This window comes from Pantoea dispersa (genome assembly GCF_035783935.1).
GTDB classification, from domain to species: Bacteria; Pseudomonadota; Gammaproteobacteria; order Enterobacterales; family Enterobacteriaceae; genus Pantoea; species Pantoea dispersa_C.
Map to the genome: position 1 here is coordinate 116,127 of NZ_JALKOV010000010.1, position 21,334 is coordinate 137,460.

16 protein-coding genes are annotated in these 21,334 nt (G+C 58.2%); 10 read left to right on the forward strand and 6 right to left on the reverse strand.

Annotation, left to right across the window (positions count from 1 at the left end; translation table 11 throughout):
* Nucleotides 1–95: 95 nt before the first annotated feature.
* Nucleotides 96–1,700, forward strand: a complete 1,605-nt coding sequence (locus tag MXF20_RS18695) for an EAL domain-containing protein (protein WP_325970695.1) — start codon at nt 96–98, stop codon at nt 1,698–1,700.
* Nucleotides 1,675–2,634 carry a D-2-hydroxyacid dehydrogenase family protein gene (locus MXF20_RS18700; protein ID WP_325970696.1) on the forward strand — a complete coding sequence of 320 codons (960 nt, stop codon included), beginning with the start codon at nt 1,675–1,677 and terminating at the stop codon, nt 2,632–2,634. The genes MXF20_RS18695 and MXF20_RS18700 overlap by 26 nt, the downstream gene beginning before the upstream one ends.
* A 29-nt stretch (nt 2,635–2,663) precedes the next feature.
* Here MXF20_RS18700 and MXF20_RS18705 read toward each other — a convergent pair whose 3' ends face one another.
* Nucleotides 2,664–3,134 (reverse strand): hypothetical protein, encoded by a 471-nt coding sequence (locus MXF20_RS18705; protein ID WP_325970697.1) that lies wholly within the window; start codon nt 3,132–3,134, stop codon nt 2,664–2,666.
* Complete coding sequence (locus MXF20_RS18710; protein WP_325970698.1) at nt 3,127–3,924, reverse strand: hypothetical protein; 798 nt, start codon at nt 3,922–3,924, stop codon at nt 3,127–3,129. Before MXF20_RS18710 ends, MXF20_RS18705 begins: the two co-directional genes overlap by 8 nt.
* A gap of 358 nt (nt 3,925–4,282) precedes the next feature.
* Here MXF20_RS18710 and proP point away from each other — a divergent pair, with 358 nt between their 5' ends.
* The 3 genes from proP (at nt 4,283) to MXF20_RS18725 (ending at nt 8,005) form a co-directional block, all read left to right on the forward strand.
* The gene (gene proP / locus MXF20_RS18715; protein WP_325970699.1) at nt 4,283–5,788 is read left to right on the forward strand and encodes a glycine betaine/L-proline transporter ProP; all 1,506 of its coding nucleotides are present in this window, start codon (nt 4,283–4,285) and stop codon (nt 5,786–5,788) included.
* 148 nt (nt 5,789–5,936) lie between these two features.
* Complete coding sequence (gene hemB, locus MXF20_RS18720) at nt 5,937–6,914, forward strand: porphobilinogen synthase (RefSeq protein WP_325970701.1); 978 nt, start codon at nt 5,937–5,939, stop codon at nt 6,912–6,914.
* Nucleotides 6,915–7,030: 116 nt separating this feature from the next.
* A complete protein-coding gene (locus MXF20_RS18725) occupies nt 7,031–8,005 on the forward strand; it encodes a sensor domain-containing diguanylate cyclase (RefSeq protein ID WP_325970702.1) in 975 nt (324 codons plus the stop codon).
* Between the two features lie 21 nt (nt 8,006–8,026).
* Here the strand turns inward: MXF20_RS18725 and MXF20_RS18730 are convergent, their stop codons facing one another.
* Nucleotides 8,027–9,055: an alpha/beta hydrolase gene (locus MXF20_RS18730; RefSeq protein ID WP_325970703.1), complete on the reverse strand. Its 1,029-nt coding sequence runs from the start codon at nt 9,053–9,055 to the stop codon at nt 8,027–8,029.
* Nucleotides 9,056–9,372: 317 nt separating this feature from the next.
* Between MXF20_RS18730 and MXF20_RS18735 the strand changes: the two genes are divergently transcribed.
* Entirely contained in the window at nt 9,373–9,867 is a 495-nt protein-coding gene (locus MXF20_RS18735; RefSeq protein WP_325970704.1) for a helix-turn-helix domain-containing protein, read from the forward strand.
* A gap of 232 nt (nt 9,868–10,099) precedes the next feature.
* On the opposite strand, the gene MXF20_RS18740 is transcribed toward MXF20_RS18735, so the two are convergent.
* A complete protein-coding gene (locus MXF20_RS18740; protein WP_325970705.1) occupies nt 10,100–10,435 on the reverse strand; it encodes a hypothetical protein in 336 nt (111 codons plus the stop codon).
* Nucleotides 10,436–10,608: 173 nt separating this feature from the next.
* Between MXF20_RS18740 and MXF20_RS18745 the strand changes: the two genes are divergently transcribed.
* From MXF20_RS18745 to MXF20_RS18755, 3 genes are all read left to right on the forward strand, one after another.
* The gene (locus tag MXF20_RS18745; protein WP_418936863.1) at nt 10,609–11,745 is read left to right on the forward strand and encodes a S6 family peptidase; all 1,137 of its coding nucleotides are present in this window, start codon (nt 10,609–10,611) and stop codon (nt 11,743–11,745) included.
* Nucleotides 11,746–11,765: 20 nt separating this feature from the next.
* A complete protein-coding gene (locus MXF20_RS23460; RefSeq protein ID WP_418936864.1) occupies nt 11,766–14,282 on the forward strand; it encodes an autotransporter domain-containing protein in 2,517 nt (838 codons plus the stop codon).
* Nucleotides 14,283–14,431: 149 nt separating this feature from the next.
* Complete coding sequence (locus MXF20_RS18755) at nt 14,432–15,829, forward strand: autotransporter domain-containing protein (RefSeq protein WP_325970706.1); 1,398 nt, start codon at nt 14,432–14,434, stop codon at nt 15,827–15,829.
* 343 nt (nt 15,830–16,172) lie between these two features.
* Here MXF20_RS18755 and MXF20_RS18760 read toward each other — a convergent pair whose 3' ends face one another.
* Together MXF20_RS18760 and MXF20_RS18765 are read right to left on the reverse strand one after the other, a co-directional pair.
* Nucleotides 16,173–19,796, reverse strand: a complete 3,624-nt coding sequence (locus MXF20_RS18760; protein ID WP_325970708.1) for a response regulator — start codon at nt 19,794–19,796, stop codon at nt 16,173–16,175.
* A gap of 2 nt (nt 19,797–19,798) precedes the next feature.
* Nucleotides 19,799–20,425, reverse strand: a complete 627-nt coding sequence (locus MXF20_RS18765; protein WP_325970710.1) for a response regulator — start codon at nt 20,423–20,425, stop codon at nt 19,799–19,801.
* A 244-nt stretch (nt 20,426–20,669) separates the two neighbouring features.
* On the opposite strand from MXF20_RS18765, the gene MXF20_RS18770 reads away from it, so the two are divergent.
* Complete coding sequence (locus tag MXF20_RS18770) at nt 20,670–21,272, forward strand: hypothetical protein (RefSeq protein WP_325970712.1); 603 nt, start codon at nt 20,670–20,672, stop codon at nt 21,270–21,272.
* The last annotated feature ends 62 nt before the right edge of the window (nt 21,273–21,334 follow it).

Here is a 21,334-nt window from a genome sequence, read left to right on the forward strand (position 1 = left end):
CAAAACGCTAACATGCACGGCCGCGGGAAAGTGTTATGCTGCTGACGCCGTGACGCGCTCCCTGAATGCTGCTTAAACCGACCGAGGAAAGTCTGGTGCCTTTGCGAAAACGACAACGCGATTTTGGCTGGCTGTTGATTGTCTGTGCCGGATTATTACCGCTGGTGCTGGGCATACTGTGCACGGCCATCGAGGCGCGTCATACGGTCAGCCAGCAGCAGATCGCCACGGCCAATGCGCTGCTGACCCAGGCAGAAAAGATGAGCGACAGCGCCTGGGACATGGTGACCCGCCTGCGGCAGTACCAGCATCGTCGCTGTGACGAAATCGATGAAGATTTGCAGCGCGCCGGCACCCTCAACGCCTACTTCCGCTCGATCGGCACCCTGCAGGGCAGCGACATTACCTGCTCGTCGGCTTATGGCCTGAAGCATGACACGCTGGCAGAGATGATGCTGCAGCCACCGCCGGTGACCGGCAAAGCGTGGTGGAGCCTGTCGATTCGCGGCACCTCTGGCGTGCCCGATCGCCCGGCGGTGATTTTTGTGCGCCAGCTACCGGACAGCAGCGGCTTCTGGGCAGTGATTGATGGCCAGTACCTGATGGACTTCATGCGCGCCATCGGTGAGTCGAACCACTATCAGATGAGCCTGCGCTTTAACGGTGGCAGCCCTATCGCCAGCGGACCTGACAACCTGCCCGGCCTGCTGTTCCTCAGCAGCGCCCGCTATCAGGCAGAGTCCAGCCGCTATCCCATCAGCGTCAGCGTGGCCGTGCCGGCGACCGAACTGGTCAAAGCCTGGCGTCAGGCGCTGTTTATTTTCCTGCCGATGGCCGCCATCTTCTCAATTCTGCTGATGGTGCTGACCGCCAACTGGCTGCGCCGTCGCCTGTCATGGGCGGATGAAATTCGCCGGGCGATACGCAATCGTGAGTTTGCGGTGCACTATCAGCCGGTGTACAGCACCGACATTCAGCGCTGCACCGGTGCGGAAGCGCTGATGCGCTGGCAGCGACCCAGCGGCGAAATGATCCGCCCCGACATCTTCATCAGCCATGCCGAAGCCGAAGGCATGATTGTCCCGCTGACCCAGCATCTGCTGGAGATGATGACGGAAGATATTCAAAGCTGGCAGGTTGAACCGGGCTTCCACATTGGCTTTAACCTTGCGGCAGAGCATCTGCAACACCCGGATTTTGTGCAGGACATGATGCGTTTTGCCCGCAGCATCCGCGACAAGCAGATGCTGATCACGCTGGAGCTTACCGAGCGCAGCCTGATCGAGGACGGCGACGCGGTGTCGCGCAAGCTGCGCTATCTGCAGTCGCACGGCATGAAGGTGGCAATTGACGACTTCGGCACCGGCCACTGTGCGCTCTCCTATCTGATGACGTTCCCGCTGGATTACCTGAAGATCGATCGCGGCTTTATCAATGCCATTGAAGGCCTGGAGATCGAGACGCCGGTGCTGGATGCCATCATCAACCTGTGCCACAAGCTGCAGCTGGAAGTGCTGGGTGAAGGCGTAGAAACCGCGTTACAATTTCAGTATCTGCAGCAGCGTGGCGTGGTGTTTATTCAGGGCTATTATTACGCCCGTCCGATGGATAATAACCAGCTGCGCGCCTGGCTTAATCAGCAGGGGCGCCGACCGCTTCCCGTTGAGGACCACCATGAGCCTGAACTGCATCATTCTTGATGACTATCAGCACGTTGCCCTGTCGCTGGCCGACTGGACATCGCTGCAACCGCAGGTACACACCACGGCCCTGCACCACCACTATGCCGACGAGGACGAGCTGGTGCGCCACATCGCCCACGCCGATATCCTGGTGGTGATGCGCGAACGCACGCCGCTCAGCGCCCGGCTGATAGGCCGCCTGCCAAATCTGAAGCTGGTCGTGACCTCCGGCATGCGCAATGCCGCTATCGACCTGCACGCCTGCGCCGAACGGCTGATCGCGGTGTGCGGCACGGCCAGCAGCAGCGCGGCGCCGCTGGAGCTGAGCTGGGGTCTGCTGCTCGGTCTGGCGCGCCATATCCCGACCGAGAATCAGGCGCTGCGCAGCAACGCTGCGTGGCAGCAAACGCTGGGCATGACGCTGCACGGCAAAACCCTCGGCCTGCTCGGGCTGGGCAAAATCGGCGGTGAGATGGCTAGCGTGGCGCGCGCCTTTGGCATGCGCGTTTGTGCCTGGAGCCAGAATCTGAGCGCAGAACGCGCTGCGGCGTGCGGCGCAGAGAAGATGGCCTCGCTGCCGGCACTGCTTGAGGTGAGCGATGTGGTGTCGATTCATCTGGTGCTGAGCGAGCGCACCCGCCATCTGCTGGACGGCGCAGCGCTGGCGCACATGAAGCCAGGCGCGCTGCTGATTAATACCTCGCGCGCCGGCATTGTCGATCAGCAGGCGATGATCAGCGCGCTGCAGTCTGGACAGCTGGCGGGCGCCGGGCTGGATGTCTTTGAACAGGAACCGCTACCGGCCGATCATCCGCTGCGTCAGTTACCGAACGTGCTGGCAACGCCGCATCTGGGCTACGTCGCCGACACCAATTACCGCACCTACTTCAGCGAGGCGGTGGAAGATATTGCCGGCTGGCTGCACGGCGCGCCGCTGCGCTCGCTGTTTTAAGCATTTGACGCTCATCAACCACACCAGGGTTAGCTGTGGCAGTACAGGCGCGGCAGCCCGGCGTAATTGATCATTTGATCGCCGTTCGGCAGCTGGTACATCTGGTAGTAATCGTTATTGCCCTCGCGCGCCGGCGAAAACACGATCTGCGCCGCCAGCGCGGGCGGCAAGGTGTCGTCCGCCAGAATCCGCACGTTGCGCGTGGTGCTGAGCATGAAATCCCCCTGGCGGCGCCATGTGGTATCGGAGACGCGATGCAGGCGATAGTGGCGATCGCGCACCGTCACGGTTCCCGCCAGCGTTGAGCTGCCGCTGCCGTCCGCTTTAAAGCGCGTGCGAATGGTGGCATCGATCGCACCTGCCGGCATCCCTTCATGCTCAATGCGATACGGCACTTCGCACCATTCCGGCACCGGTTCCACCGGTCGCAGCAGCAGCGCCAGCGCCCACGGCAAGACAAAAGCCAGTAGCACCACCGCTGTGATTATCGCTTTACGCATCGGGGATCTCCTGCGCTGACACCATCCATGAAATACATTCGTTGTCCTTCTGCGCAATCGGTTTAGCGCACAGGAAGGTGCTGGAAAAAAGTCGGGTGCGTACCGGGTTGATGTACACCAGCGGCGGCATGGAGCCATCCGGCAGGCGCGGTAGCCACTGCCGATAGCGGCGCAGCGCATCCTGCACCACCCACGAATCGGCTTTCAGGTGGCTGGGAATAAACACCTGGCTGTTCTGGATGCGCAGCAGCGGCCGGAAATCCAGCGCATCGTGCTGCACCGGCGCGAACATCTGGCGTGCCAGCAGCGCCAGCGCCACATTGAGCACCAGCAGCGCCACGATGACCCAGCGCAGCACAGGCCGCTTTTTCTGCACGCGTGGCGGGATCTCGGCGGGCGCAGGCGCCACGCTGACCGCCGCTGCCGCTGGCACGTCGACCGGTTCATCGCTCAGCGGCGCCACATCGACCTGTTCAGCCAGCACGCAGCCAATCAGCGGCACCTGATGCACCAGCGGCCCTGGGGCGTGGGCCAGCTGCGCCTGCTGATTGATGGCGGCAATGGTGGCGGTCAGGCGCTCGGCAAAAGGTGTGTCAGCGGGGACGCGCTGAAACAGCGCATGCAGCGTCTGGTTGCGCACCAGCTTGCCTTGCGCATCAATCACGCGCCGCAGGATAGCCGTTTGCAGCGGCGTCAGCGCGACACGGTGCGCGGGCGACTGCACCGGATAGAGGACCTGCTGGTCAACATCAAAACAGAGACTTTTTGCAAATAAAACAAAGCGTGCCATGCGGCGCCCGATCCCCGGAAGAGAAACTGGCGCAAGTATAGATATTTTCGCTCGCCCGCGCATCTACGCTGCGGCCTGCGTCGCGATTCAGACAATTTTTTTGCCGCGATTGCGGACCAAAACGGCCATAGTTTTAGCCAAAAAATAGCCAGTTATTGGCGGAAACATGACAAATATCACATTTAAACGGTATACTCTGTCGCGGGATGCAATAATTACCTGAGTAATAATTGCTTTGGCAGGCCAGGGAAAAAACCACTTTCACGGCTATGCTTTAATTTTCTCAACGCCGCGGACTGAACGCTCCACCGAGTCCGCAGCGTTGAGGACTTTTTGAATTCCAATACAGGGTAACCTCATGAAATTACGTAGGAAGCGTGTAAAACCTATTGGGCTGGATGACGTCACGATTATCGATGACGCTCGTTTACGTAAGGCCATTACCGCCGCGTCACTCGGTAACGCGATGGAATGGTTCGATTTCGGTGTTTATGGCTTTGTGGCCTACGCGCTGGGTAAAGTGTTCTTCCCGGACGCCTCGCCAGGCGTACAGATGATTGCCGCGCTCGGGACCTTCTCGGTGCCGTTCCTGATCCGTCCGCTGGGCGGCCTGTTCTTCGGCATGCTTGGCGATAAATACGGTCGCCAGAAAATCCTGTCGATTACCATTGTCATCATGTCGATCAGTACCTTCTGTATCGGCCTGATACCGTCTTACGCCTCGATTGGCATCTGGGCACCGATACTGCTGCTGCTGGCGAAAATGGCGCAGGGCTTCTCGGTAGGCGGGGAATATACCGGTGCGTCAATCTTCGTCGCCGAATATTCGCCGGACCGTAAGCGCGGCTTCATGGGAAGCTGGCTGGACTTCGGTTCGATTGCCGGCTTCGTACTGGGCGCGGGCGTGGTGGTGCTGATCTCAACGGTGATTGGTGAGCAGAAGTTCCTCGACTGGGGCTGGCGTATTCCGTTCTTCCTCGCGCTGCCGCTGGGCATTATCGGCCTGTATCTGCGTCACGCACTGGAAGAGACCCCAGCGTTCCAGCAGCATGTTGAGAAGCTGGAGCAAGGCGACCGCGAAGGTCTGCGCGACGGCCCGAAAGTGTCGTTTAAAGAGATTGCCAGCAAACACTGGAAAAGCCTGCTGGCCTGTATCGGTCTGGTGCTCGCTACCAACGTGACCTATTACATGCTGCTGACCTACATGCCGAGCTATCTGTCGCATAACCTGCACTACTCGGAAGATCACGGCGTGCTGATTATCATCGCCATCATGATGGGGATGCTGTTTGTGCAGCCGGTGATGGGCATGCTGAGCGACCGCTTCGGCCGTCGTCCGTTCGTGATCGTCGGCAGTATCGCCCTGTTCTTCTGTTCGATTCCGGCCTTTATGCTGATCAACAGTAACGTACTGGGGCTGATTTTTGCCGGTCTGCTGCTGCTGGCGGTGATCCTCAACGCCTTCACCGGCGTGATGGCCTCGTCACTGCCGGCGATGTTCCCGACGCATATTCGCTACAGTGCGCTGGCCAGCGCCTTTAACATCTCGATTCTGATTGCCGGCCTGACGCCAACCGTGACCGCCTGGGCGGTGGAAGCCAGCAACAATCTGTACATGCCGGCTTACTACCTGATGGTGGTGGCGGTGGTCGGTCTGATAACCGGTCTGTATATGAAAGAGACCGCCAATAAACCGCTGCGCGGCGCAACGCCTGCGGCATCGGACCTTGATGAAGCGCGTGAGATTCTGCAGGAGCATCACGACAACATCGAGCAGAAGATTGAAGATATTGATGAAGAGATCGCCCGCCTTGAGGCGAAGCGGAAAAACCTGGTGCAGCAGCACCCGGACATCAACGAGTAATCTGCCCTTCACTCCCGCCACCCGGCGGGAGTTTTGTTTCTGCGGTTGCCTGCTGCGTGGTTGCCCGTACCGCACACAATCCTTCATGCTGCGCGGCGAAAAGGAGTAAACTGTCGCCACTTTTTTCACCAGCATAAGTTATCCGAGCATGTCTGATTTCAATCTCATTCAGCGCCCAAGAAGACTGCGCAAAAGCGCGTCGATGCGCGAACTGTTCCAGGAATCCCACCTCAGCCTGAACGATTTGGCCCTGCCGATCTTCGTGGAAGAAGGCGTGGATGATTACGTGCCAATCAACGCCATGCCGGGCGTGATGCGCATTCCGGAAAAACGTCTGGCGTACGAAATCGAACGTATCGCCAAAGCCGGTATCCGTTCGGTCATGACCTTTGGTATCTCGCATCACACCGATGCCACCGGCAGCGATGCGTGGAACGAAAACGGCCTGGTGGCGCGCATGTCGCGCATCTGTAAAGACACGGTGCCGGAAATGATCGTTATGTCCGACACCTGCTTCTGCGAATACACCAGCCACGGCCACTGCGGCGTGCTGTGCGATCACGGCGTCGACAACGACCAGACGCTGATCAACCTCGGCAAACAGGCGGTGGTTGCCGCTCAGGCCGGTGCCGACTTCATCGCCCCGTCAGCGGCAATGGATGGCCAGGTGAAAGCGATTCGTCAGGCGCTGGACGCAGCCGGCTTTACCGATACCGCCATCATGTCCTACTCGACCAAGTTCGCCTCGTCGTTCTACGGCCCGTTCCGTGAAGCGGCCGGTACCGCGCTGAAAGGCGACCGCAAAACCTATCAGATGAACCCGATGAACCGCCGTGAAGCGATTCGCGAGTCGCTGATTGATGAAGCGGAAGGTGCCGATTCGCTGATGGTCAAACCGGCGGGCGCCTACCTCGATATTCTGCGTGATATCCGCGAGCGCACCACGCTGCCGCTGGCGGCTTACCAGGTAAGCGGTGAGTACGCGATGATCAAATTTGCCGCCCGAGCGGGTGCCATCGATGAACGCAATGTGGTGCTGGAAAGCTTAGGTGCCATTAAGCGTGCCGGTGCAGATCTCATTTTCAGCTATTTCGCCCTTGATCTCGCCGAGCAAAAAGTGCTCTGATCCTCCTGTTACGCTGAACGATCGCGGATTACTGCGGTTGTTCAGCGCTCTTTGCCCCTGCGCGGGCACGACATCCCGTTTCCTGTAACGCATCAAATATTAATAAGAGTTACGCGATGAAAGCACCTGCACTGCCTGCAGACGAGTCACAGCGTCTGGCTCAGTTACGTGCGCTCAACATTCTGCACACGCCAACAGAAGAGCGTTTTGACCGTTTAACCCGTCTTGCCCGGCGTCTGTTTGATGTCCCGGTGGCGATGGTCAGTTTGCTGGAAAATGACTATCAGTGGTTCAAATCCAGCGACGGCTTTGATCGGCCCACCACCGCGCGCAACATCTCTTTTTGCGGCCACACCATCCTGCAGGATGAGGTGATGGTGGTGGAAGACACGCTGGCAGACACACGTTTCAGCGATAATCCGCTGGTTACCGATGCAGACAATCCGGTGCGTTTCTACGCGGGCTATCCGCTGCGCACGCCGTCTGGCGCCAAAGTCGGCACGCTGTGCATCATCGACAATCAGGCGCGCCAGTTTAACGCGGACGACCTGCACACGCTGCGCGACCTGGCGGCGATGGCTGAAGCGGAGCTGGTGGCATTTCAGACCGCCACCTCCGATGAGCTGACGCAAATCACCAACCGCCGCGGCTTCATGACGCTCGGGCAAATGGCGCTGAATGAGTGCCAGCTGAAACAGCTGCCCGCCAGCCTGACCTTTCTCGACCTCGACGGCTTCAAGGCGATCAATGACCGGCATGGTCACCGTGAGGGCGACCGCGCGCTGATGGATTTTGCTGATGCGATGAAGGTGAGTTTTCGCCACGCCGATATCTTTGCCCGTCTCGGCGGCGATGAGTTTGTGGTGCTGCTAAACGGCATCCGTCAGGACGAAGCGGAAGCTACCCTGGCGCGCTTTGCCAGCTACCTGCATAAACAGATGCTGGATTTAGAGCGTCGCTACACCCTGCAGTTTTCATCGGGCATCGTGGAGTTTGATCCGCAGCAGCCGCAATCGCTGGAACAGCTGCTGGAAAGCAGCGACGCACGCATGTACGCCGCCAAACACCTGAAAAAGCAGCAGCGCAGATAACTGCCGCTGCGCGGGCCGGCATTACCGCACTCGCGCCAGGTCATCAATTAACGTCTGATTAAACTGCTGCGGTGCTTCCATTTGCGGCGCGTGCCCCATACCGGGAAACTCAATCAGCCGCGCGCCGGGAATCAGCTGCGCCACCTGTTTACCCAGCACGTTGTAATGGCCGAGCTGCGCCTTCACCGCCGGCGGGGCGATATCACTGCCAATCGCCGTGGTATCGGCGGTGCCGATCATCAGCGTAGTCGGCACCTTCAGGTCTTTGAACTCGTAGTAGACCGGCTGGGTAAAAATCATGTCGTAGATCAGCGCCGAGTTCCAGGCCACCTTTTCGTGGCCCGGCCCTTTATTCAGCCCGGCCAGCATTTGCACCCATTTGTCATATTCCGGCTTCCACTGGCCGTTGTAATAAGTGTGCTGTTCATATTTTTTGATGCCCGCCGCGTCAAGCTTCAGCTCGCGCTGATACCACTGATCGACCGATCGCCACGGCGCGCCTTTGGCTTTCCAGTCCTCCAGACCAATCGGATTGACCAGCACCAGCTGCTGCGTTTGCTGCGGGTACATCAGCGCGTAACGCGTCGCCAGCATGCCGCCGGTGGAGTGGCCAACGATCACCGCTTTCTCAACGCCGAGCTGCGCTAACAGCTGATGGGTGTTTTGCGCCAGCTGCTGAAAGCTGTACTGATAGCGGGCGGGTTTGCTGGAGGTGCAGAACCCAATCTGATCCGGCGCAATCACGCGATAGCCCTGCTGGCTCAGCGCGTTGATGGTGTCTTCCCAGGTCGCGCCGCAGAAGTTTTTACCGTGCATCAGCACCACCGTCTGGCCGTTGGCCTGCTGCGCGGGCTTCACGTCCATGTAGCCCATGCTGAGCGACTGCTGCTGGGAGGAGAAGGTAAAATGCTGCAGCGGATGCGGATAGCGAAAACCCTCCAGCTGCTCGCCATAGACTGCCTCAGCCGCCGCCGCGCTGAACGTGCCGCACAGCAATGCGGATGCCAGCGTCACGCGAAGTAACTGTTTTGACCGGAAACGCAACGTCATGTGACCTCTCATAAGCAGGGAAAACCCGCAGTCTGGCACGAATATCGCCCGGGCGTATTGATGTACCGTGCCGCTGCCGGATGCACCTTTAACTGTTAAGCCGCGCAAAGCGATAAACTATTTGCGTTAATAATAACGGCCGTGATTACGGTAACTATTCAACATCATCACAACATGTCGGCGATTAATTTCACGATAAACAAGACGAGTCTTGATGACAAATAATAAAAAAGCCAATTCCTTATAAAACTTTACGTTACGACAGTGCTTAAAAAGTTTAATTTAATTACACTGTGTCGAGTTAATGGAGGACCATAATGATGCAGCAAAAATACAACCAAGGGGTGATTGATTCGGTGACCGAATGGATTATGGCCAACCTGGATCAACGTTTGAGCATTGATGATATTGCACTGAAATCTGGCTATTCCAAATGGTATTTACAGAAACTGTTTGCCCGTTACCATCATGAAACGCTGGCACGCTATATTCGTAAAAAGAAACTGATTTGTTGTGTGAGCGAGCTGAAATACAGCCGCATTCCGATTATCAGTCTGGCGGTTAAATACCATTTCGAAAGTCAGCAATCCTTTACCCGTTCTTTTAAACAGGTAATGGGCTGCACGCCGCTGTATTGCCGTAAACGCCAGCTGAGCGATGCCGCCGAAGCGCTGCTGCGCACCAGTGACGATCCCTGTGCGCTGTGCCGCAAGGCGGGCTTTAATAGCAGCGAGCAGGAGAAACGACCAGGTAATCCGGTGAGCGAAAATAAGGGGAAGTTTCCGGCGCGTATTAGCTGCGCGGTAAGTTGATCACACCTGATATTTCTGACTCGCTATTTTTAAACGCACGGTTGAAGCGGCGCAATTTTTCGCGCTGATTCAGTGGTACCGTGCCCATCCAGGCATGGCGCAATACATTACGCCGCTACGCTACGAGCGAAATGTCATTTCGGTACATATCGACCGCACACATTGTCGCGCTGATGTTCGACATACCATGCCTGCCCGGCCGGTAAAAGTCGTTTATTTCTCAGCGCACCGGCTAGCCCGGCAGCAACTTATCTGACAATAACTGGCGGCAGACAAAGGCATCCTGCCGCGCCTGCTGCTGCTGTTGCGGCGATAAATCCTGCCACACCGTTTGCAGATGCTCTGCCAGCCCAGACTGGAAATGAATCTTCTGCAGCGCGTAATCCGAATTTCCACCCTCAATAATCTGCTGCATGCCCTGCGCGCTGTTATCGCGCCCGTCATGAGTCAGCGTACAGAAGGTGGCGATGTAATAAGCCTTGTCTTCATCGCTGTAATGCGGCATCAGCCACCAGACCAGCGCGCAGATAATCAGCAGCAGCGGCAGCAGGAATTTGATTTTTAACATGCGTTTATTAACCGATTGAAAAGAAAACGCCCCGATCTTAACAGATTCACCGCGCTATGCCGTGCACCAGTTTCAGGCTTTTCTCCGGCAGATTGAGACGAGACTTAACGGGAGACAGAGCGATGCGCTTATAAAGTAGCCCGCTCAATTTGCCTCGTTATCAGGAAAGAAAAATGAAAAAAAGCCGGCTGGCACTGCTGATTGGTGCCGCCTGCCTTAGCGGTTCGCCGCAGGCCGGCATCATTCGCCACGACGTGGCAATGCAGGAATACCGCGATTTCGCCGAGAATCGCGGCAAATACGCCGTCGGCGCCACCAACATTCCGGTATATCGTAAAGACGGCAGTTTTGATGGTTACGTCGGCGATGTACCCATGCCCGATTTTGGTATGGTCAATGATAAGGGCTTCACCACTTTTATTGCGCCCTCGTTTGTTGCCAGTGCCGCGCATGCTAAGGGTGTTAGTCTGACGGTTCTCGGTAACAAGGCAAAATTTGCGCCGGTCTATGCGTCAATTGGTAATTACGTCAGCAAAGTTCGCGACTTCCATGTTCAGCGTGTAAAAAAAGTCATAGTAGAAAGTGCACCTGCGCCGTTTATCAGTAGCGAAGAATTTCTCAGTAATCTAAGCCGCTATACGACCTTTGCCCGCGTGGGCGCGGGCCAGCAATACGCGGAAAATCCCATTACGGGGGTACTGGATCACCTCAGTGGAGCGTATGTCTACAACGCCGGCGGCATGATTTCATCACAAGCGTGGCATGACTCCACCGTCAACCGAATGTGGTGGTCTACTTTTTGGCCGGACGATCCCCGATCCGCACCGCTAGCCATTGGTACCCGAGCGGGAGACAGCGGTAGTCCGATGTTTGTCTGGGATAACCTTGAAAAGCGCTGGGTACTGTTTGCTGTTCATACTGATGGTACATCGTCCGCCATACCTTATAAGCGAACTTACATTGCCACTCTGGTTGATAATGAGGCAGTGCAATCCGCGTTGGATTCGCTGAAAGTCCCCGATGTCGGAGATACCGGCGACAGCGTCATTCAATGGCGCAATGACATGATTTTGCAGGATGATAAACAATGGCTGTGGTACGGGCTTGATGACAGCCTGGCGGAGACGATTCCGGACAAAGCCAGCAATGAACAGCTCAACGCCACCAAAGACCTGCGCTTTAACGGCGACGGCGGCATCATTGAGCTTGAGCAATCAGTCAACATGGGCGCAGGTTTGCTGCGTTTTTCCAATGACTATACCCTGCGCGCCGCCGCCGACGGCCACTTCAGCTGGGTGGCGGCGGCGTAGAGATCGACAAAGACAAAACCGTGCTGTGGCAGGTCAACGGTCTGCAGGATGATGCGCTGCATAAAATCGGTGCGGGCGCACTGCACGTCAACGCCACCGGCATCAATCCTGGCGCGCTCAACGTCGGTGACGGCACGGTAATCCTCGACCAGCAGGCCGACGCGCAGGGGCGCAAACAGGCCTTCTCCACCGTCACGCTGTTCAGCGGCCGCCCGACCGTGGTGCTCAATAGCGCCGATCAGCTGAGCACTGACAACATCCGCTTTGGCTATCGCGGCGGCACGCTGGACGTCAACGGCCACGATCTGCGCTTCGACGATATCCTGCACAACGACAGCGGCGCGCGCATCGTTAACCGCAGCCAGACGCTGGCGCATCTTGATCTGACCGGTGATAACCGCCTGTTCCTCGGCGAGCTGGGCGAAGCAGATACCCGCGACAAACTCGACGTCACCACGCACCAGCGCTGGCAACTGGCCGGTGGCGCACAGCTCAACCAGCTGACGGTGGCCGACGGCGCGCTGACGCTGAGCGGTGAGCAGGTGGAGCACGCGGGGAAAGTTTTTTTCACCCACGACTGGCAGGACAAAGATTTTCACATTAACCAACTGCAGGTGGCGCAGGACGCTGCGCTGACTGTCGGCGAGCACGCGCACGTCACCGCTGACATTACGCTGGCCGACGATGCCACGCTGGCCGTGCTGGGGCGTTCCACGCTGGCCGGAAATATCAACCTCAGCGGCAGTGCCTCCAGCCTGATCGCCGATATCGCGCAATACGTCAGTACGCTGGGCGAGCTGGACTCCACCATTAGCGCCAATATCAGCGGCCAGGGCAGCGTGGTCAAAACCGGTGACGGCCGGCTGACGCTGAGCGGGGACGTCAGCAACCAGCAGGGCATCGAGGTGCAGCAGGGCGAGCTGGAAGTGAGCGGCCGGCTGCATACGCCGCTGAACATGGCCGCCGGCACGCTGCTCTCCGGCGGTGGCAGCATCAACAACGCCAGCCTCGCCGATAACGTCACGCTGGCACCGGGCTGGAATAATGCGCCGGACAGCTGGTCAGCGATGCGCCTTGGCAATCTGCACCACGGGCGCGACACGGCGCTGGTGCTGAACTCCGCTTTCCGCCAGGATGCCAGCGATCGCCTGCTGATCGATGGCGATCTGCAACAGCCAGACGACGCACCGCTGTGGCTGACGGTGAAACCGCAGGCCAGCTGGATCGACAGCGATCGCAACCATAACGGTGCCGCAGATAACGATGAAGGCGTGTCGCTGGTGCAGGTGGGCGGCCAGGCGCACGCCGACAGCGTCCAGCTGGCCGGCAGCTATGTGGCACGCGGTGCCTGGGCTTACGGCCTGTATGCCTTCGCGCCAGGTCGCGCCAGTGGCGATGAGCGTCTGGTGGCCGGCGAAGGGGATCAGTTCTGGGATTACCGTCTGCAAAACATCCTGCTGGCAGAAGGGGATAATCGCGAACCTTACCTGCCGGAGCCGGAGCCTGAACCGCAGCCCGAACCTGAACCGCAGCCGGAGCCAGATCCACAACCGGAGCCGGAAAACCCGCAGGTACCGCAGCCGGAGCCAAATCCGGCGCCGGGCAACGTGCGCGCAGCGGTGATTCCGCAGGTGCCAACCTACATCTCGCTGCCCGCTGCCTTCCACAGCGTGACGCACAATCTGCAATCGCTGTTCAGCAGCAGTGCGCAGCAGGCGGGTGTCGCGGGCCGTCCTGACCTGTTCGTCTCCGGCTATACCGGCGATGACCGCTATCACAGCGCGGGCGGTTTTATGGATTACGGCTACGATTTCCATAGCCGCTATCAGGGCTGGATGATTGGCAGCCGCTTCCCGCTGCAGCCGGAGCTGGCGCTGAGCGTCGCCGTCAACAAAGGTAACCTGAGCATCACGCCGGAAGCACGCGACGGCAACAGCCATGGCCGCTTCGATACGCTGGGCGCCAGCGCGCTGCTTAGCTGGCAGCCGCAGCAGGGTCTGCAGCTGGCGATGCCGTTTGGCGTAATGCAGTATCGCGGCAGCGTCAGCACGGATCTGCGCGGCGAGGTCACACAGTTGAAAGCGCGCGGCGCTAACCTTGGCGTTGACGGCGGCTGGCGCTGGCAGTCCGGTGCGCATGCGCTGACGCCGGTGGCTGGCGTGCATGCGCAGTGGCTTGATATTGATGACTTCACCGACAGCGATGGCGCACAGGTGAGCTACGATAATCCGCTGCAGTGGCAGCTCTCCGCTGGCGTGAAATACGACTTCTGCCTGAACGATACACTGAAACTGGGCGCGGAAACGCGCTACGCGCAACGCATCAGCCAGCGCGATCGGGTGGCGGTCGGTGACGGTCAGCAGGCGGCGCACTTCGCCACCGGACGCGGCGGCAACAGCCTGCAATATAGCGGTTACGCTGGCTGGCAGCTGCTGGATAATCTGGAGCTCAACACTCAGGTTCAGGGTCAGCAGCGCCTGACGCGCGAAGGCCTCAGCGACTGGAATGTGCAGGCAGGCGTGAAAATCAGTTTTTAACAGTGGCTCTCACCACGCATCAGCCCGGGACATTTCTCACCGGGCTTTTTTTATCCCTTTCTGAAAAAAAACCAGACAAAACTTAATTGCCGCGTTAGTCGGTCGCTTTAGGTTTGCGATTCTCGCTATTTTCATCCATGGAAGAGAATATGAAACTTACCCCGCTGACGCTGGTGATCAGTACGTTCTGTTATAGCCTTCCTTCACTCGCTGATGAACGCACCCCTGCATTTTCTGCCTCAAAAAATAATGACGTTAACGCTGCGAATATTCCGCACCCGCCTGAATCGTTGCATAGTCCATTAACTCAGGAAATCCCTGATCTGCCGCTGCTGGAACAAGCCAGCCGCCATACCGGCGAAGGGATTAAACATCTTGGGAAAATGGTCGCCCGCGGCTCATGGTTTGATGAGATCAATCCGGCCACGTCCGGCCTGCTGAGAAGCAGCGTGCTGGCCGGTAATAACAGTCATCATTTGTGGTATTACCGGTTACAAAATATGGTCCTGACCGGGGAGAAAGACGAAGGACTGCCAAATATTCATAATCCCGGTGACGTGACGCCAGAGCCCGATCCTGGTCGTGGCGAAGAGGTAATCGTTCCGCCACCGCCTCCGCCACCGGAGCCGCCACGGCTGCCGACGGCACCGCAAATTCCCGCTTACCTTGCCTTACCCAACATGCTGTATGCCCTCAACGACGCTATGCAAACCCGCTTCCACTTCGCTGCCCAGCAAATACGCCACGATGACCAGCACAATCTGTTCGTGTATGGCTATCGCGGCGGCGAGCGTTATGACAGCCCGCTGGGCGATCACGACGCCACCAGCCGCTATCAGGGCTGGCTGCTGGGCACGCGCTGGACGCCGGACGCGGAACCGAGCCCGCTGGCGCTCAGCGTCGGCGTGCATAAAGGCGCCGTCTCAATGCTGCCGGACAACCAGAGGGAAAACAGCCAGATCCGCATGAATACGCAGGGCGTCAATATGCTGGTTAGCGTGCAGCCGCCGGAAGGGCTGCAGCTGGAATTCCCGCTACAACTGGCGCAGTATCGTGGCACTTTACGCCATGAAAATCAGGGCGAGGTCGCAAAGTTCAACGCTGTTGGCGGCAGTATCGGCGCCGAAGCCGGCTGGCGCTGGCAGTATGATGCGCATAGCGTGATGCCGCTGGTGGCCACGAATATGCAATGGCTGCATATTCACGACTTCACTGAGGCGCAGGGCGCGCAGGTGAAATACACCCTGCCAGCGCAGCTGCAGCTGGCGGGCGGGATTAAATACGATTATCAGCCGCTGTCGTCGGTGAAACTCGGCGTGGAAGCGCGCCATGTCTGGCACAGCGGCGGGCAGAGCACGCTGGATGCCGGCAAGACGCATAATCTGCCGATTGCGCGCGGCAGTCACAGCGCGCAGCTGAGCGGTTACATCAGCTGGCAGCTGCATGAAAACGTTGAGATCGGCACGCAGTTGCAGGCGCAGCAGCGGCTGGATCGCCCCGGCGTCAGCGACTGGAATGTGCTGAGCGGCGTGAAAGTGGCGTTTTAAATCAGTAAAAAGGATGCAACTTGTTGTAGCGGCGCGATTTATCGCGCAATTTCAATGACCGTGCCGCGGCGGAATGCGCAATGAATTGCGCCGCTACCGCCCGTGCGGTGATCAGCGGCATCACATGGAAGGGATATTTGCATTATCCAGTCGCACAAACCGTAGCGGCGCGATTTATCGCGCAATTTCAATGACCGTGCCGCGGCGGAATGCGCAATGACTTGCGCCGCTACCGCCCGTGCGGTTATCAGCGGCATCACATGAAAGGGAAATCTGCATTATTCAGTCGCACAAACCGTAGCGGCGCGATTTATCGCGCAATTTCAATTACAGCACCGCGCCATCACGACGCCTGTAAATAATGCATTACCGACTGGTTCAGCGTGTCGAGCTTCTCTTCCAGCAGATGCAGCCCTTCACGGATGGCCTCCAGATCTTCAGGGCTTTGGCAGGCGCGCTCGATCTGCCCGCACAGATCATCGATCTCGCTGGCATAAATGATCTGCGCCGATCCACCCAGCCGATGCAGCGACGAGGCCAGCGCCGGCCAGTCCTGCTCGTCAAAGTGGCGCCAGCACTGTTGCATATCGTTGCGGCTCTCCTCACCAACCTTCTCCAGCATCTTCGCCACCATGATATCGTCGTGATACACCATGGCGCGCAGTGATTCGAGGGACAGCAGCGAATCCAGCGGCGGTATTTCAGCGGCCGGCTCATTACTGCTCAGCAGCTCGGCCAGCTTGTCGATTTTCAGCGGCTTAAACAGGCAGGCGTTCATGCCCGCTTCAAGACAGCGCACGCGCACGTCCGACTGGGCATTCGCCGTCAGGCCAAAAATTTTCACCGCGTTACCGCTGCGGCGCAGGGTTTGCGTCAGTTCGATGCCGCTCATGCCCGGCATATTGCAGTCGGTAATGATCAGATCGAACGCCTGATGCGCCAGCAGTCCCAGCGCCTCTTCACCGCTGCTGGCTTCGCTAATCTGCTGGCCCAGCTCACTGAGCTGGTTACGCAGCAGCAGGCGATTGGCCGGATGATCGTCCACCACCAGAATATTCAGCACCGGCAGCGCACGGTCACGCGCCACGCGGGTTTTCTCCAGCAGCTTGCGTGCCCGGCGCGCCGGCATCATCACGTTGAGCTGAATCAGCGTGCCGCGTCCCGGCTGGCTGTTGAGGTTCATGGTGCCCTGCATCTTCTCCAGCAGCTGGGCGCTGATCACCAGGCCAAGGCCGGTGCCGGTCTGCTTGCGGCCCTCTTCGGTCTGGGCAAACGGCTGAAACAGTTTGGCCTGATCGGCCGCGCTGATACCCACGCCGCTGTCTTCGATCTCAATCTCCAGCTCCAGCGAGCCGTCTTCCCACGCGTGGCCGATCACCCGCACTTCAACGCCGCCTTCATGGGTGAATTTGATGGCGTTATTGATGTAATTGGCGATCACCTGGCGGAAGCGCGCGGCATCAATAAACACTTCCAGTTCCGGCGGCGTATCGCTGTGGTAGTGCAGCGTCAGATTTTTGCCGCTGGCCATGCCGTCAAACAGCCGTACCACCGGCAGCACCAGCTGATCGGTGCTGACCCACTCCGGCATCAATTCCAGCTGGCCGCTCTCAATCTTGGCCATGTCGAGGATATCGCCAATCAGCCCCAGCAGCGTATTGGCCGACTCATAAGCGATCTGGATGGCTTCGTTGTCGCGCTGTTTGCGCCCTTCCAGCTCCAGCAGGCCGATAATGGCGCTGATCGGCGTGCGGATCTCGTGGCTCATGGTGGCGAGGAAAGAACTCTTGGCACGGTTGGCTTCATCCGCGACCTTTTTCTCCGCCTGCAGCGCCAGCATCAGCAGCTCGTAGGCAGTAACATCCTGCCAGCCGCATATCAGTCCGGTGATATTGCCCTGCGCGTCACGCTGCTCCTGCGCCCAGTGATGCACCATGCGCGCCTCAGTGCCATTCTCGATCTCGATTTCCAGGTCCTGCGCGGTATCGCCCCACAGGCTGTTGTGCGCCAGCGCCACCAGTTCCGGATCGTTAACTGCTTCCGGGCTCATCAGCGGATAGAGTTTGCTGATGAGCGGCGATAGCGGATGGCGCTGATCGTAAAGCGAAAAGCTGAGGCGCTGCGCGTCGACGCCGGCAAAAAAACGCTGAAACGCACCGTTAGAACTGACCACGTTCCAGTTGCGATCCAGCACATATACCGGGGTTGGCACGCCGTTCAGCAGCGCATCGCGAAAACGCAGTTCGGCCTGCAGGTCGGCCTCAGCGCGACGGCGATGCTTCACCTCATTGCCGCGATAGTAAACCCACGCCAGACAGGCCATCAGCAGCAGCGCGGTCAGCAGGATGATGGCGTAAAACTGCGAACGGTACAGCTGCCAGGTGGTGCGCGTGGTCTGCGGTGTGCCCTGCCAGCGGCTGGCAATCAGTGAGATTTCGCTCGGCTGGATGTCAGCCAGCGCCTTATCAATAATGCTCAGCAGCTCGGGCTGATCGCGGCTGACGGCAAAACTCAGCTCCACCGGCGGCAGCGCCAGACGCGACACGATCTTCAGCGGCTGCTGCGGGTAACGCGCCAGTAACGCGTTCACGCTCAGCTGGTTATCGATCAGTCCGGCGACTTTGCCCTCCTGCAACAGCTGCAGCGCAAGACTGGCATTATCCACCTCGGTGATCTGCAACGTGGGGAAGCGATCCAGCAGCGCCTGGCGCGCCGGATTGCCGGTTACCATGCTCAGCTTCATGCCGGGATACAATGTCTGCGGCGCATCGGGCTGGTCCGGCACCAGCAGCACCAGTTGTACTTTGAGGAATGGCCGGGTAAAACGCACCGCCTCCGGATGATCGTCGTCCTGCGCCACCGCCGCCAGCATCGCCACCTGGTGTTGTTCCAGCTGCTGTACACCTTCACGCCACGAATAAGCCGGCAGCGGGGTGAAAAACAGCCCGGTGCGTAACTGGATCAGATGCAGCAAATCAGCGCTGATACCCTGGAATTCACCCTGCTCGTCCAGCAACGTCAGCGGCGCGGAGAATGGATTAAATCCGACCCTGACCTGCGTATGCTGCTGCAGCCACTGCTGTTCGCGCGTCGTCAGACTGAGCGGTTCCTGCAGACGCCAGATGTCCGGGCGCTGCGTCCACTGGCGCGAAATCAGCCGGTGCTGTTCGTCAGGTATCGCGGCGATGGCAGCATTCAGCGCCTTTAACAGCCGCTGATTGTCAGCTTTCACCACCAGCCGGCTGCCATATAAGGCGTCCTGCGGTAAAATCGCCGCCAGCGCCAGCTGATTGACGTAGCTGCGTTCAATCAAAAACGCTGCTGCCTGCAGGCTGCCGAGCGCGTAGTCCGCTTCACCGCTGGCCACCGCCGCCAGCGCCGCCTGGCTGGAGGGATAACGCACCACGCTCGCCTGCGGGAAACGCTGCTTGATCTGTGCATCGGAAAGAAAGCCTTCGCGCATCGCCAGGCGCAGCGGCGCGTCATACGGAACCGGCTGTGACGCCTGCTTTTCCGCAGTAATCACTACCGGACGATTGATAAGAAAACTGTTTGTGCTACTGAAGAAGGCAGTATCACGCAATTCGCGCCCCGGCGAGGTAAACAACGCATCGGCCGCACCGCTTTTTACCGCCGCCAGTGCCGCCGCCTGGCTGGGATAACGCACCAGCACTGCCTGCACGCCAAGATTACGCGCCAGCAGTTGCAGATAATCGGCGTAGATCCCTTCTGCGCTGTCACCACTGCCAGCCGCCTCCTGAAAAATCAGATAAGGCGGCAGCTCCGGTGTCCATACCGCCACGCGCAGTTCGTGTTTAGTGCGCAGCCAGCGCCACTCGTCATCGTCTAATTCAACGTGCTGCGGTGCCAGCTTTTCTCGGCTGTACAGCTGCAAAATATCCGGTTGAGGCTGAGCGGCCAGCAGCGGGCTCAACAGCAGCAAAAGCAGGGTGACCAGGCGCAGCATCGCTACTCCATGTGGTTACGATTGGCGAAAGCAAAGAGATCGCGCAGGCTTTTGCAGTGCAGTTTCTCCAGCAGACGGCCTTTGTAAGTCGAGATGGTTTTATTACTGAGATTCATGCGGTTAGCGATGCGCATGTTATCCAGCCCCTTCAACAGGTAAGTGAAGACCTGAAACTCCTGCGGTGACAGCGACTCCAGCAGCTGTTTATCTGAGTTGATGTGATTCTCTTCCGCCGGCACGTTGATACCCGCCAGCGGGAAGTAACCATAACCGCTTTGCGCCGCGCGAATCGCGGTAATGATTTCCGGCAAATTGTCCTTTTTGCTGATAAAACCATTCGCTCCGCAGCGTACACTCTGTACCGCATAAAAGTTCTGATTCTTACCTGAGACGATAATAATAATACCCGGAAAACTCTTAGCGCGCAGCGCTTTAACCACTTCGATACCGTTCAGCGAGTGAATATCAATATCCATCACCACGATCTCCGGATAATGCTGGTCAATAAGCTGTAATGCTTCATAACCATCATCAGTTTCAGCAATCATGCTATGCCCTTCTTTTTCAAGAAGAAAGCTCACAGCCATGCGTGCCATAGGGTGATCGTCGACGACAATAAATTTCGCCATTTTTTATTTCCTGACGTGACCTAAAGATAAAATTTAATTTCCTGAGTATTAGACTAATAAATGCAACCTTTAATCAACCACAATCAAATAACAAAACGTAGGCCGCGTCCTACACACCACCGATGAACATTCCCATATCCCTGTGCGTAATTTAATCGTAAGATCTAATCATCGAGAACTTATTATTCTGTGAACGATATTTTACTGTTTAAGTAAGGGCGTAAATGTGGGAAAGGAGACTCCAGTGAAAACAGGCAGCCATAATAAGCCGAAAAAAATCATTATTGCGCTCAGCTGCCATTTTGCACTGACCGGTTTACGGGAATTGTGCCAGCCGCTGGCAATCTGCAATGTGCAAACCCTGCAGATTGCGCCGGAAGCGGTGGCGGAAGAGTTGATGTTTAACCACGCCGATTTGCTGATCACTGAACTGCCGCGTGACGCCGTCGGCCTCGCCGAGCTGCTGCTGATTCCCGAGTGGTTTAAAGGCCACACGCTGATTCTGCTGGATGAAGAGACGGAACCGATGCGCCAGACGCTGGTGGCCGCCGGTTTCTCTGCGGTGATGAGCAAAAACGATCGGGCTGAGGTAGTGCAGCGCAGCATTGGTCAGCAGCTGCAACGTCATCCAGCGCGTTACGATTATGCCGCCCCCGGCCGCAACGCGCTGGCACGTGAGAAACGCGTCATGTGTGCCCTGCTGCGCGGTATGAAGCCAGCGCGCATTGCGCATGAAATGGGGCTGCACCCGCGTGAGATCAGCCGCAGCAAGGTCAACAGCCTGGCGCGCAGCGGCTTTCCCTCGCTGAACGCGATGCTGGCCTGTACCGGCCGACGCCCGGTTTGAGCACCTGAACAGCACAGCAGAAACAGCGAGCACAAACCGTAGCGGCGCAATTTCTTGCGCAA